The following is a 12777-nucleotide window of genomic DNA, read 5'->3' as shown; positions in this document are numbered from 1 at the left end:
TCTCCGGTTCGCTGGCTGGTCGGGGTGGGTCACGAGGCGTTCCGGCGGCGGGCCACGTGCTCGTGCAGGTTGGTGACGACCGCGGACTGTCCGCGTGGTGCGTGTGGTGCTGAATGGTGCTGAGCACCACGCGGCTTGCCCTCGTCAGTGGCGAGGGCGGGCCGCGGCCACGGGTCGGAGGCGGCTTTATCCCGGGTCCGGGAAGAACCCTGGGCTTTTTCGGGACGCCGCGAAGAACCCTGCTCGGCGCGGTTCTGGGTGTTCTCCGCCGGGATGTCGTCGAGCTGAGATCGGGTGTAGGTCATTGCCCGGATGCGTTGGGCGGATGCGTTGGTTTGGTTGCGACTGGCGTTCCCGCGGCGAGGCACGGCGGTCACCTCGTCGAGGGAAAGCCCGAGTTGGGCGCGGGGCTCGCCGCGTTCCGGGGTCCAGACCTTGAGCTCGCGGACACGGCCGGCGAACTCGACCTCGTCGCCCTTGACGAACTCGGCGAGCTTGAACGCCAGGTCTTCGAACGCGACAGCCGTACAGACGAAGCTTGAGTGCTCCTCCCAACCGGCGTCGGTCTTCTTGTAGTTCACGACCCGCAGGACCGCGTTTGCCCACGGCTTGCCGGCGCCGGTCCGGCCGTGTTTCGGGTCGGTGACGAGCCGGGCCCTTCCGGTGACGGTGAGGCTCACGGCAGCCTGCCCGGCGCGTTGTCGAGACGTGGCATGAGGCTCTCCATTCGGTTGGGTCGTGCATCGACGTTGGGGACATTGAGGACGTTGGGGACCCGTAAGACCGGGGCACCTCCACGAACCGAGACGATGTCACTGTGGGTGTGGCAATACACCGGACTACGGTTACTAGTAGTAGTAGTTGATCTAGAAACGGCTGTATACGGTCCCTGTTCGGATGTCCCCAACGTGGGTGCCTGGCGGAGACGTTGGGGACATTGGGACCCATGTTGGGGACATGGGTCGCGACGTTGGGGACCTCCGTGAAGCGCTGCCGCCTGAACCCGCCTGGGCTGTGTCAGGTCCTCAACGTCCTCAATGTCCCCAACGTGGGTCTTTCCGCAGCTCACGGGACGTAGGGCTATGTCCCCAATGTTGTCCCCAACGTCTCTGGCGATGTCCTCAACGTGGCCGTGGGCGGTCATCACGCCGCCTCCTCGTCCGCACCAAAGATGAGGTCCGGGTTCGGCACCCACCATGGCGAGCCGCTGAGGCTCCGGCCTGCTCGGTCCGTCCGGGGGACCTGCCGTAGAACCCAGTCCCGGCCCAACTCGACGAGCACGGCGTCGACGTCCTTGGAGTTGCGGCACCAGACCTGCCGCTTGGTGTTCTGGTACACGTCCCGGGCGATGAAGTGTGTCTTGCCCTTGGCACGGATCCAGTTCTCCACCTTCAGCCGTCCGATTGCCGCCGCTTCTTCCTCTGCGCCGTTCCAGCCACGGGCCAGCTTCGGCGCCCGCCGGTACACCTCGGCCGCGTGGGCGATGGCGTAGTCACCGATCGCGATGGCGTCCCGCATCGTCTGTTCGCTGACCGGCTCGTTGACGCCGTAGCCGGCGGCGAGGTGCAACAGACCCGCGTGGCGCAGGACCCGACCGAGGTACTTGTTGGCCCAGTCCTGCATGAATGCGAGGTCGCCGCCGTCCTGTTTCCGCTCGGCGAAGGAGACCTGGAGCTCCTGGTGCAGCTTGCGGGCGGCCGGGGACAACTCGATCGTCGGCCACTCCCGTTCGTCCGGCAGCGCGGTCGGATCGATGATCGGATGCGCGGTCAGGATCTCTTCGAGCAGGTCCCCGAACAGCCGCACCGCCCCGTAGTCCAGGTCCGGCGGGTCGATGTCCTCCGTGGTGACCGGCACGGGTACGGAGAAGAACCATCGGGCGAAGAACCCGATCTCGCGCAGCTGCATCTTCCCGAACGACTTCATGAGCGGGTGGCTCTGGCAGGTGATGCCGTAGCTCAGCACCGCCCGCGGGATTGCCTGGACCGCCCGCCCGATCCGCTCGTTCGCGGCGACCCGGGAGCCGTCGCGGCTCTTGAGGATTGTCTCGATACCGGTTGGCGTGCCGTTGTTGTACGGTCCGGCGACCGCATTGAACGCGCCGCCCTCGTCGTCGATGACGCCGATCTGTCCCCCGTTACTGGACAACGCCCGCTCGAGCGCTTCTGGCGTGGTCGTGCCGCCAACGAGGAGGCGCGGCGGTGCGCCCGGATCGTCGTTCAACTGCTTCAGTTCGGCGGCGAGTGCCTTGACCTGCTCGGCGACGTCCTTCTGCAACCGGGTGGCGTTCTCGGCCTTCTCGGTCGGGGTGGTCCCCTCGGCCTGACTGTCAGCCTTACCCTTCCCGGTCAAGGTGCTGATCTGCTGCTCCAGGTCGCCGACCCTCGCAGCGACCCGGGCGGTGTGCTGATCGGCGAGGACTCTCTCCAGACGGAGGAGGATCTTCTCGATGACCCGGAACGCGGGGCTCTTGCGGTTGCCGCTTTCGAGGATGACGAGCGACCACTCTGCAAGGGCCTCGGTCCAGTCCTTGCCGCGGCTGATGACGAGCCGCGGCCCGGCGACGAGCGCGACGGCGGACAGGAGCAGCACGGCGGCGAGGTCCGGAGGGACGCACTTGTTCGCGGCGATCGAGACCGCCAGGTTGCGCATGACCGGCGGCAGGGCGTCAAGCGGGAACGGCGGCAGGTGTGGTGTGTTCTCCGACGACTCGTCGACCTTCGCCAGCTCGCCGCGGACGATTGCCCACGCGGTTGCAACCTGCCACTCGTGCCGCCACCACTTCTCGGCGGCGGGCGAGCCTGCCGGGTAGGGGCAGTTGACCGTCGGCGGTTCGTAGTCCCCGTTGACGCCGAGGTCAGCGAGCATCCACCGGTGCTCGGATGTCAGCTCGGGTGGCTCCTCGGGAAAGAAGTCCGGCATTACGCCTCCGGCCTGGTGCGAGGCTTGCCGGCGCCTGCCGTGAAGCCGGATTCGATGGTGTTCTCAGCGGCGGCAGCGGTCAGCCCGATGGACTCGGCCGCAGCCTTGAGCTCGGCGCGTACGGTCTCCCGGTCGAGTTCACCGCCGGCGACGAGTTGGCCGAGGTAGTAGGCCGACTTGTTCAGGGCGTTGTTCCGGTTGCCCTCGCCGGTGCTGCGGACTGCTGCGACCTCCCGGGCGAGTGCCACGTTGGCGTAGCCGAGGCCACCAGGCGTGCCCGTCCTGAACATCGGCGGGGCGGGCGGCGCTTTCGGCGGGTCGATGATCCGGTTGAGGATCTCGGGCCACGGTGCCGCGTCGGCGAGCCAGTCGACCCACTCGTATTCGACGCCGCTCACGTGGACTGTCGGCGCAACAACGATGTAGTGCCCCCGGCCCCGAAGGTCGAGGCCGGGCAGGTCGGGACCGAACGCGTTCGCTCTGCCCTTCACACCGCCCTCTGGCGCGCGGAACAAGTAGTGCACACCACGGCTGTTGCCGTACTCGCCGCTGAACTGCGCCACGGTGGAAGAGAGGTCCACTCCCCGGGCGAGGCACTGGGCGTTGAGCTGCCAGAACGACTCGTCGCCGCCGTGTCGTGGGTCGACGTCGATGATGGCGTAGCCGTTGCCCTGCGCAGGTAGACCGATTCCCGCGGTGGGGTGGCGCCGCCAGCGTTCGGCGTTGATCTCTGGGTCCGCGGTGGCGTCGTAGAGCCCGTGTCCGACCCGGCCGCATCCGCCGTACTTACAGACACCGCGCAGCGGGTCGTTCTTGTCGGCGTGCGCCGGGGCATAGAGCGGGTGCTTGCCGGGAGACTGGCAACGTCGCGGGTCGTCGAGCGGGCGGTTGCCGTTAGGGCAGCTGCAGATGCTGTCGACGATGGGCCAGAGCGGGAAGATCTTCTCTTCCGCGTTGGAGTAGACGCGGGCCCATGCCTGGTGAAGGGTCTCCCCGTACCCGGCCGTCACGATGGCGAGCCTTTCTGGGTCGAGCTACCTGCCGCGTGCCGCCGCGAACGACTGACGTTCAGCAGGTACCGACCCCGACGGCAGCCAGCCATTCGACTCGTGTCGACGGCCGTCCCGAGGTAGTGCGCGTGCCGGCCCTCGCAGAACGGGCAGTTCGTCACGATCGCGAGGTAGCGGCCCCGGGCCGCGGCGGGTGGATAGACCGGCCCAGTGACGGCGGGCAGGCGCCGCGTTGGGTCGTTGCCCTTTGCCGCGCGGGCCGTTGTGTCTAGGCTTGGCACAGGTGATGGCTCCTGCCGGGAGTTGTTGGTGCGTGGCCGAGTCCGTCGGGGGCTCGGCTCGCTGCTTTCGGGGGTCACGCCACTTCTTGGGCGGCGACGCTTTCCGGCCTCTCGACAGCGAGGAGTTCGAACAGCGGGGCGGTCGGTACCACGTATTTCTCGCCGAGCTTCAGCACCGGCACGGGGAACTCCCCGCGCCGGACGAGCGCATAGGCCGTCGTGCGACCGATCCCCAGCGCCGCGCCCGCCGTCACCAAATCGGTGCGGACGCCGAGCGCGAGTAGCCGCTCACGGGTCCATCGGACCTTCCTGGTCATCCTGCTCCCCAATTCATGAAAACGACACGTTCTGAACTAGAACGACACGGCAAGTGGGTCAAAAAAATGGGGTATCGCCGGTTCGCCCCAACCTCATCCTACGGCAGTGATCGACACGAAGCAACATCAGGCGTAACGTGTCGATATCATGAGCACTAGTACTGAGAACCTCAGCGACGTCGTCGCCCGCAGAGTCGTCCAGATCCGCAAAAGTCGCAGCATGACCCGCGAGCAGTTGGCAAAACGGTGCGCCGATCTCGGCTATCCCAGCCTCACCGGGCCGGCTGTCGCCAACATTGAGACCGGTCGCCGCGGCCCCAGTGGGGAGCGCCGCCGCGACATCACCATCGACGAGCTCACCGTCCTTGCCGCCGCGCTCGACGTGCCGCCGCTCGTGCTGACGTTCCCGATCGGCACCGACGCCACGTCGCCTGTCGTGCCACGTCGATCGGTAGACACATGGGCCGCGGCCCGATGGTTCACAGGCGAGGTCTTCGCGGACAGTCGCCGCAAGTCCCTTGAACCGGAAGACAGCGCACAGCTACTGATCACCGACGACACCACCTGGAACGCCGCCGCGACTCCTGTCTCCCTCTTTCGCTCCCACGATCGCCTTATGAGCGACTACCACGAAGTCCTGATCGGCAGGCTGTTCCCGCCGGGCCAGGACGACCCCGAGCGGGAGAAGGAACTTGCCCGAGCGACAGCCCTGCTGTTCAGGTTGCGGGAACTCCGCGGCGAGATGCGCCGGCACGGACTGACGCCGCCAGAGCTTGCCGAGGATGAGCGGCACATCGACGAGAAGCGGCACGTCTTCCTCAGTCCCGAGCAGGCCGACGCCTACGCGTCCGCGAACCCCGGTGACCTGAAGTTCGTTGACTGGGCCGCGCTCACGGCCACCAGGGAATACCGGCCCGGTGACGGCGACCGGATCCGCAAGGCGCAGGAGTTCACCCGGAACTTCGAGCGTGACTACGTTGCCGACGACGTGCCCGACGCTGGAGACGACGACGAGTGAAGGTGTCGACGTTCAAGCGCTGCAGGTGCCGTGACGATGCCGGCCGCGAACTGGGTAAGCGGTGCCCGCAGATGCACCGCGCGGACGGCTCGCTGAACCCGCGGCACGGCTCGTGGTCCTGGCGGATCGAGATGCCGACCGACTCCACCACGGAGAAGCGTCGGGTCATCAAGCGCGGTGCGCACCGCACCGAGGGTGAGGCCCTGGCCCAGGGGAAGGCTGTTGTCGAGCTACTGGCGATCCCCGCACCCGGCGATCTCGGCGCCCAGGACCGCGCCCAGATCATGACCCTTGTCGACGAGGCGCTGAAGCGGCGCGCACCCCTGCCCGCCGCCGAGGACATCCGCCGGCGCGTCCGCACCGGGCAGCCGATCGCGAGCCGCGTCACGGTCGCCGAGTTCCTGGACGGATGGCTCGCTGGCAAGAAGGACATCCGGCCGACCACGTGGGCCGGATACGAGAGCAACATCCGGATCTACCTGAAGCCGGCGCTCGGTCCGATCGAGATGGACAAGCTTCGCGTCCAGCACGTGTCGGCGATGTTCGACGACATTGACGACTTTAACGACCGGCTAGCCGAGGTCCGCGCGAACGGCACCGCAGAGGAACGCCGGGCACTGCGCTACCGGAAGCCCGTCGGGCCGGCGACGAAGCAGCGCATCCGGGCCACGCTCCGGTCGGCACTGACCGACGCTATGAACGAACAGCTCATCACCGCGAACGTGGCGAAGTTCGTGAAGCTTGCGTCGGGCAAGCGGCCCAAGGGTCTGATCTGGACCCGGGAGAGGGTCGCTCGCTGGCGGGAGATCCGAGCCCTGATTGCCGCCAAGGAGGCCGAGCGCGCGGAGGCCATCGCTAACCGCGACCGGGCCGCAGTCGTCCAGCTCGCCGACGAGATCGCGGCGCTCGAGGAACGGGAGCGACCGAGCCCGGTCATGGTCTGGACTGCGGCGCACACTGGCGCGTTCCTCGACAGCATCACCGAGCACCGCCTCTATGCCCTCTTCCACCTCGTCACGTTCGTCGGTCTACGCCGTGGTGAAGCCTGCGGCCTGCGCTGGGTCGACCTCGACCTCGACGACGGTGTCGCGACGATCGCCGAGCAGTTGTTCTCCGCCGCGGGCAAGGTCGGTGTGGGTCGCCCGAAGTCTGATGCCGGCGACCGCGACGTGGCGCTCGACAAGGCGACGTGCCTGGTGCTGAAGGCGCACCGGAAGCAGCAGCGCGAGGACCGCCTCAAGTGGGGTGCCGCGTGGGTCGACTCGGGGCGGGTGTTCACGCGGGAGGATGGGTCGGAGCTGAACCCGCCGTGGCTGACGGATCTCTTCGGTGACCTCGTGGCCGTGGCTGGCCTGCCGCCGATCCGACTGCACGACCTACGACATGGGGCGGCGACGCTGGCGAAGGCAGCGGGCATCGACACCAAGGTCATCTCCGAGATGCTCGGCCACTCGTCACGCAAGATCACGGATGACACCTACGGTCACGTTTTCGCCGAGGTGGCTCGCGAAGCGGCGGAAGCGACGGCCGCGATCGTTCCGCGGAAGGCTGCGGCGGGCGGTCACGGTGGTCCCGGTGGTCTCCGTTTGGTCTCCGATTCGGGCGCCTGATCGATGCCATGGATCGAGCGGAAACAGAAACGCCAGGTCAGAGCATGTCTTGCAAGAGCCGACGGCGGGACTTGAACCCGCAACCTTCCGATTACAAGTCGGGTGCGCTACCAATTGCGCCACGTCGGCTGGTGGGCTGATCCTACCGGGCCGGGCGGGGGGCTTGCCTCCGACATACGGGTCGGGCGGGTTGGCATCAAAGTGGGCAAAAGGGGCTGGCGACCTTGGCAGAGCGGTGAACGGCGCCTAGTGTTACGGGAACTCTGGGTGTGCAGTGACGCTGCCTGGGGCTTCTACTCGGATCGTCCGGCACGTTCCTGCCGGTGGAAGGTGGCACTCTGTCATGGCTACGGTCACGTACGCGAAAGCGTCCCGGATCTACCCGGGGACGCCGCGTCCCGCTGTTGACCAGCTGAACCTCGAGATCGGTGACGGGGAGTTCCTCGTCCTCGTCGGCCCGTCGGGCTGCGGGAAGTCGACCTCGCTCCGCATGCTCGCCGGCCTCGAAGATGTCGACGCCGGGGACATCCTGATCAACGACCGCAACGTCACGCACCTGCCGCCCAAGGCTCGTGACATCGCGATGGTGTTCCAGAACTACGCGCTGTACCCGCACATGACGGTGTACGAGAACATGGCGTTCGCGCTGAAGCTGCGCAAGACGCCGAAGCACGAGATCGACCGGCGGGTGAAGGAAGCCGCGGCGATGCTGCAGCTGGAGGACTACCTCGGCCGTAAGCCGAAGGCGCTGTCCGGTGGTCAGCGGCAGCGTGTCGCCATGGGTCGCGCGATCGTGCGTGAGCCGCAGGTCTTCCTCATGGATGAGCCGCTGTCGAACCTCGACGCGAAGCTGCGTGTGCAGACGCGTTCGCAGATCGCCACGCTGCAGGCGAAGCTCGGCATCACCACCGTGTACGTCACGCACGACCAGGTCGAGGCCATGACCATGGGTCACCGGGTCGCCGTGCTGCTGGATGGCGTGCTGCAGCAGGTCGACAGCCCGCGTGCGCTGTACGACCGTCCGGCCAACGTCTTCGTCGCGGGCTTCATGGGCTCGCCGGCGATGAACATCAAGACGGTGCCGCTGACGGAGAAGGGCGGCCGCTTCGGCGACGTCACGCTGCCGCTGACCCCGCAGCAGATCTCCGCGGCGCAGGCCGACGGTGGCGGCAACCGCGTCACGGTCGGGTTCCGCCCCGAGGACACGGACCTGGTCGGGCCGAACGACGGTGGCATCCCGATCACCGTCGACCTGGTCGAGGAGCTGGGCTCGGACGCGTACGTGCACGGCACCGTCGCGCTCGACGGCCAGGACGAGCGCTTCGTCGTCCGGGCCGACCCGCGCCGCACGCCGCGCCTGACGGAGATCGTGTACGTCCGCCCGCACGTCAACACGCACCACGCGTTCAACGCCGCGACGGGCCTGCGCATCTGAACTAGCACATAGCAAGCAAAAGGGCCGGTTCTCCAAAGGAGAGTCGGCCCTTTCCCTTGAAGGGTCAGGAAGCGGCGAACCGCCAGACCTGGAACTTGCCCTCCGAGGCGCACAGGATCACCGACGCGTTCCACGAGCAGCTCAGGCCGATCGCTTTCGACGACAGCGGGCCCAGGGCGATCCGCTCGCCGGAGGACGACGTGACGCCGACGAGCGAGATGTCGTAGGCGGAGGAAGCGCTCAGGGTGCCGGTGAAGAACATCAGGCTGCCGCCGGTGACGCGGACGCCGTAGGACGTCTTGTCCTCGTTGCGCAGCAGCTGCTTGCCGTCGTAGGAGAGCAGCACGCTGGCGGGCTTGTCCCCGTCGGTGGCGAACACCTGGCGGCCGGCGGGGACGAGGACCGTCGAGCCGGGCGCCGAAGCCTCCCAGACCTGCTTCTTCTCGGCGACGGAGATGGCGCGGACCTTGTTCTCCTTGCCACCGGACGGGCCGTCGATGAGGCACAGCCGGTCATCGGCGCACGGGGCCATGTCGACGACCTGGACCTTGTCGTTGGAGAAGCTGTAGATCTGCGCCGGCTGACCAGATGTGGTCAGGTCGTAGACGCTGACCTTGTACTTGGTGCTGCCGCCCGCGACGAACAGCTTGTCCTCGTGGGCGAGGTACTTGGCGCCGTACTCGCCGATGTTGTTCCAGCTGCGGATGTCAGAGCCGTCGGAGGCCTTGATGAGGCGGATCGTGTCGTCGCCGTCGACGCTGACGAGGTCGTCGCGGGCCTTCATGTCGCGGACGGCGGGCGCGCCGGCGAAGTTGCTCGGGCCGCGGAGGTCCGTGTTCCTGGTCTGGCTGTAGATGGCGGAGCCCTTGGCGTGGTCGGGCCGGCTCCAGCTGTCCTTGCCGGCCCAGGTGACCGTCTCGATCTTCTTCCCCTCGTACCGGTGGATCGCCAGCACCGGGCCGAGACCATAGAGCACGTCGTAGGAGTTGAACGGGGCGTCCCAGAGCTTCTTGCCGCTCTTCCAGTCCAGCAGGAACATCTTGCCGGGGTCCGAGCCGGTGGCGGTGACGACGATGCCGCCCTGGTACGCCGCGAGGCTCCACTTGCTGTAGTTGCCGTCGAGGGTGACCTTCGACCAGGCGGCCTTCATGCCGTCGAGGTCGATGGCCTGGACGAAGAACTGCTTGTCGACCTGCCAGCCGATGACGGCGCGCTCGTTGAGCGTGACCGACAGGGTGGCGTCGATCTTCGAGGGGTCGTCCATCTCGAACGACTTCTCGGCCTTCAGGGTGGCGAAGTCGACGGCGGTGTTGCCGTCGCGGAAGAACCAGAACCAGCCGCCGGCGGCCACGAGGGCGAGCACGACAACCGTGGCGATACCGGCGACGAGCAGGCCCCGGCGGGAACGGCGCGGAGGATCACCAGAAGGAATGGAGATGGCCTCGGTCGGCGGAGCGGTCGCACCGTACTGACCGGGCGGGATGACCTGCGCCGCCGACATCGGAAAGCCGGCCGGCGCGGGCCTGCCGGTCGGCGCGGGCCCGCCGGACGTCGGCGCCCCGAACCCCGGCGACACCGGAGCGGCCGGCGCGCCACCAAATGCACCAGTCGAAGGAGCAGCCGGAGAACCGGCAGGAGAACCGGCAGGAGAACCGGCAGGAGAACCAGCCATGAAGCCGGTCGGGCTGGCGCCGTAGCCGGTCGCGGAGGTCACCTCGGCGCCGCCGAACCCCACCTGCGCGGGCGGCGGCGCCACCTCGGCCAGCGCCCCTTCGGCGACGGGAAGCTCCGGCTGCTCCAGTACAGTCGGCGCAATCCCCAACTGAGCATGCAACTGCCTCGCCGCCAGCGGCAGCCGGGACGACCCCCCGACCAGGAACAGCCCGGCGAGCTGGTCGCCCCGCAGGCCCGCGGACGCGATCACCGATCCGGTCTCCCAGACAGCGCGGTGGATCAGCGGCCCGACGACCCGGTCCAGCTCCTCGCGCGTGAGGTGGATCGCCTGGTCCGCGCCGGGCACGGTGATCGGCGCGACGGTGGAGCGGGACAGCATCTCCTTCGCGCCGCGGATGTCGTCCCAGAAGAGCCGGCGGTCCCGGCGCTGCGTCGTCGTCATCGGGTTGCGCAGCGCGTCCCAGGTCGCGGGCGCGAACCCGGCGATGACCTGCCCGAGGTGCTCGACCAGCGCCGCGTCGATGTCGAGGCCGCCGAGGTCCTCGACGCCGCCGGAGCCGATGACCGTGAAGCGGCCGTTGTCGTTGCGGACGACGGCGATGTCGAGCGTGCCGCCGCCGAAGTCGAACACGGCGAGGGCGGAGCCAACAGGAACCGGGCGGCGCAGTACATCGGCGAAATAGCGGGCGGCGGCCACCGGCTCCGGGACCAGCATGACCGGCGGCCAGCCCGCGCGCCGGGCGGCGGTGGCGAGGGTGTCGCGGCGGCGGGCACCCCACGCCGCCGGGTAGGTCAGGACCGCCGTGGGCAGGAACCCGACCGCCTCCACGGCCGCGCGGGCGACCGCGGCGAGGATGGCGGCGAGCAGGTCGACGGTCGGGATCTCGCGGTCGCCGAGCAGGACGGTCGGCTCGTCGATGCGGCGCTTCGGGTTGGGCTCGAAGCGCGACGGGTCGAGCCCCGCGAGCCGGGCCGCGTCACGGCCGACGTGCAGCCTGCCGTGCTCGTCGACGTACACCCCGGACGGCATGATCGGCGCGCCGTCGACCAGCAGCGGCCGCGTGCGGCCGTCGGGCCAGCGCACCACGGCCACCGTGTTGGACGTGCCGAGGTCGACGCCGATCGCGAAGCCCTGCTGAGGCTCATTCACCGGCCCATCCTAGGTGCGCCGCCAAATCGTTCGTTTAGCCTCACATCGTGGCGACCATCGAGGACCTGGTGCGGCTGGTGCTGCCGCCGGCCGAGCCGGTCGACGCGGACGCGGACTGGGCGGCGGTCGAGGCGGAGCTGGGGCTGCCGCTTCCCGCGGACTACAAGGCGCTCGTCGGGCGGTACGGCCACGGGGAATTCCACGAGATCGGGCTGCTGACGCCGGCGAACCTCATCGCGCGGGCTCGGGAGCTGCTACCGGCGTTCGGGCCGTCCCGGGAGCGGTTCCCGGAGTACTACCCGCACCTGCTGTACCCGGAGCCGGGCGGCCTGCTGGAGTGGGGTTCGCACCCCGCCGGGCACCAGTTGTGCTGGGACACCGCGAACGGCTGGACCATGGCGCTGGTGAGCGAGGACGGCGAGGCCTACCGCTACGACCTCGACCTCACCGGCCTGCTCCACGCGTACTTCAGCGGCGAGCGCGAGTTCGAGCCGCTCCTGGAGGCGCCGCCGGTGCCGTGGTTCGAGTCGTGGGTGGCCCGCCGGACCGTCACCGTGCGGTTCGGCGAGGCCGGCCTGCCGTTCGAGGAGCGGCTGCGGATCCTGCGTGAGCTGCTCGCGCCGACGGAGTACCGCCACGTCTACAGCGACTGGGCGGTGCGCTTCAAGGCGGTCGGGCGGGACTGGCTGGTCACGTACCAGGACGGGTCCACGCACCAGCTCGACATCGCGTGCCGGCCGGACGGCTTCGAGGAGGCGCGGGCGTTCGTCACGGTCGCGGCGCGGGCGATGGGCTGTGCAGTGCGCTGAGCTCGTCGAGGGTGGCGCGGATGCACGCCGGGAAATCCAACTGGCAGGTGATCCACTGCTCGAACGCCACCTTGAACACCGCCACACCGAGCTCGGCGGCGAGGGCGGCGGCAACCGGGGGCACGCCGCGTTCTTGCAGTGCGGTGGCCGCCGCGGTACCGAGGGTGGCGAGCTTCAGCAGCTCACGCTCGTGCAGGCTGGGAGTGGCGGCGATGATGGCGGCGCGCTGGCGGGCGAAGTCGCGGCGGTCCTGCATCGACACAGCCGCGCGTTCCATGGCGGCGCCGACGACGTCGAGCGGCGGGGCACCCAACCGCGCGTCAGCGATCGCGGCGACCACGGTGTCCTGCAACATCCCGGAGCCGTCGAAGAGGACCTCGCGCTTGTCGGCGAAGTGGCGGAAGAACGTGCGCTCCGTCACGCCGGCGCGCTGGGCGATGTCGGCGACGGTGGTCTGTTCGTAGCCGCGTTCGGTGTACAGCGCGAGCGCCGCCAACATGAGGCGTCCCCGCGCGTCCGGCTCCCAGCGTGCCATAGCTCACGAGTCTAGT

Annotated in this window: 10 protein-coding genes and 1 tRNA gene; 4 read left to right on the top strand and 7 right to left on the bottom strand. The window is 68.7% G+C overall.

Translation table 11 applies throughout. The annotated features are described in order from the left end of the window. Positions 1–29 precede the first annotated feature (29 nt). The 4 genes from ABD332_RS41590 to ABD332_RS41575 all read right to left on the bottom strand — a co-directional run bounded on the left by ABD332_RS41590 (position 30) and on the right by ABD332_RS41575 (position 4530). A complete protein-coding gene (locus tag ABD332_RS41590; RefSeq protein WP_344509253.1) occupies positions 30–581 on the bottom strand; it encodes a hypothetical protein in 552 nt (183 codons plus the stop codon). Between the two features lie 562 nt (positions 582–1143). Further along, a complete protein-coding gene (locus tag ABD332_RS41585) occupies positions 1144–2922 on the bottom strand; it encodes a DUF3987 domain-containing protein (RefSeq protein WP_344509251.1) in 1779 nt (592 codons plus the stop codon). Beyond that, on the bottom strand, positions 2922–3932 hold the full coding sequence (locus ABD332_RS41580; RefSeq protein ID WP_344509249.1) for a bifunctional DNA primase/polymerase: 1011 nt from the start codon (positions 3930–3932) through the stop codon (positions 2922–2924). The genes ABD332_RS41585 and ABD332_RS41580 overlap by 1 nt, the downstream gene beginning before the upstream one ends. A 355-nt stretch (positions 3933–4287) precedes the next feature. Further along, positions 4288–4530 (bottom strand): helix-turn-helix transcriptional regulator, encoded by a 243-nt coding sequence (locus tag ABD332_RS41575; protein WP_344509247.1) that lies wholly within the window; start codon positions 4528–4530, stop codon positions 4288–4290. Positions 4531–4678: 148 nt separating this feature from the next. Between ABD332_RS41575 and ABD332_RS41570 the strand changes: the two genes are divergently transcribed. Together ABD332_RS41570 and ABD332_RS41565 are read left to right on the top strand one after the other, a co-directional pair. Then, entirely contained in the window at positions 4679–5548 is an 870-nt protein-coding gene (locus ABD332_RS41570; RefSeq protein WP_344509246.1) for a helix-turn-helix domain-containing protein, read from the top strand. A 2-nt stretch (positions 5549–5550) separates the two neighbouring features. Further along, positions 5551–7158 carry a tyrosine-type recombinase/integrase gene (locus ABD332_RS41565; protein WP_344509244.1) on the top strand — a complete coding sequence of 536 codons (1608 nt, stop codon included), beginning with the start codon at positions 5551–5553 and terminating at the stop codon, positions 7156–7158. Between the two features lie 56 nt (positions 7159–7214). On the opposite strand, the gene ABD332_RS41560 is transcribed toward ABD332_RS41565, so the two are convergent. Next, positions 7215–7287, bottom strand: a tRNA-Thr gene (locus tag ABD332_RS41560). A gap of 214 nt (positions 7288–7501) precedes the next feature. Here ABD332_RS41560 and ABD332_RS41555 point away from each other — a divergent pair. Then, positions 7502–8593: an ABC transporter ATP-binding protein gene (locus tag ABD332_RS41555; RefSeq protein WP_344509242.1), complete on the top strand. Its 1092-nt coding sequence runs from the start codon at positions 7502–7504 to the stop codon at positions 8591–8593. Positions 8594–8657: 64 nt separating this feature from the next. Here the strand turns inward: ABD332_RS41555 and ABD332_RS41550 are convergent, their stop codons facing one another. Further along, positions 8658–11417 (bottom strand): Hsp70 family protein, encoded by a 2760-nt coding sequence (locus ABD332_RS41550; protein ID WP_344509241.1) that lies wholly within the window; start codon positions 11415–11417, stop codon positions 8658–8660. A 47-nt stretch (positions 11418–11464) separates the two neighbouring features. Here ABD332_RS41550 and ABD332_RS41545 point away from each other — a divergent pair, with 47 nt between their 5' ends. Beyond that, positions 11465–12226, top strand: a complete 762-nt coding sequence (locus ABD332_RS41545; RefSeq protein WP_344509239.1) for an SMI1/KNR4 family protein — start codon at positions 11465–11467, stop codon at positions 12224–12226. Here ABD332_RS41545 and ABD332_RS41540 read toward each other — a convergent pair. After that, a complete protein-coding gene (locus ABD332_RS41540; protein ID WP_344509237.1) occupies positions 12186–12761 on the bottom strand; it encodes a TetR/AcrR family transcriptional regulator in 576 nt (191 codons plus the stop codon). The two genes, ABD332_RS41545 and ABD332_RS41540, sit on opposite strands and share 41 nt — an antisense overlap. Positions 12762–12777 lie beyond the last annotated feature (16 nt).

The organism is Dactylosporangium maewongense (assembly GCF_039531485.1).
Classification (GTDB): domain Bacteria; phylum Actinomycetota; class Actinomycetes; order Mycobacteriales; family Micromonosporaceae; genus Dactylosporangium; species Dactylosporangium maewongense.
The sequence above is the reverse complement of the archived record's forward strand: the minus strand, read 5'-3'. Positions and strand labels throughout refer to the sequence as shown.

Coding starts and splice junctions, on each gene's coding strand:
- ABD332_RS41555 (WP_344509242.1), top strand. CDS start 7,502: ATGGCTACGGTCACGTACGCGAAAGCGTCCCGGATCTACCCGGGGACG.
- ABD332_RS41540 (WP_344509237.1), bottom strand. CDS start 12,761: ATGGCACGCTGGGAGCCGGACGCGCGGGGACGCCTCATGTTGGCGGCG.
- ABD332_RS41570 (WP_344509246.1), top strand. CDS start 4,679: ATGAGCACTAGTACTGAGAACCTCAGCGACGTCGTCGCCCGCAGAGTC.
- ABD332_RS41585 (WP_344509251.1), bottom strand. CDS start 2,922: ATGCCGGACTTCTTTCCCGAGGAGCCACCCGAGCTGACATCCGAGCAC.
- ABD332_RS41575 (WP_344509247.1), bottom strand. CDS start 4,530: ATGACCAGGAAGGTCCGATGGACCCGTGAGCGGCTACTCGCGCTCGGC.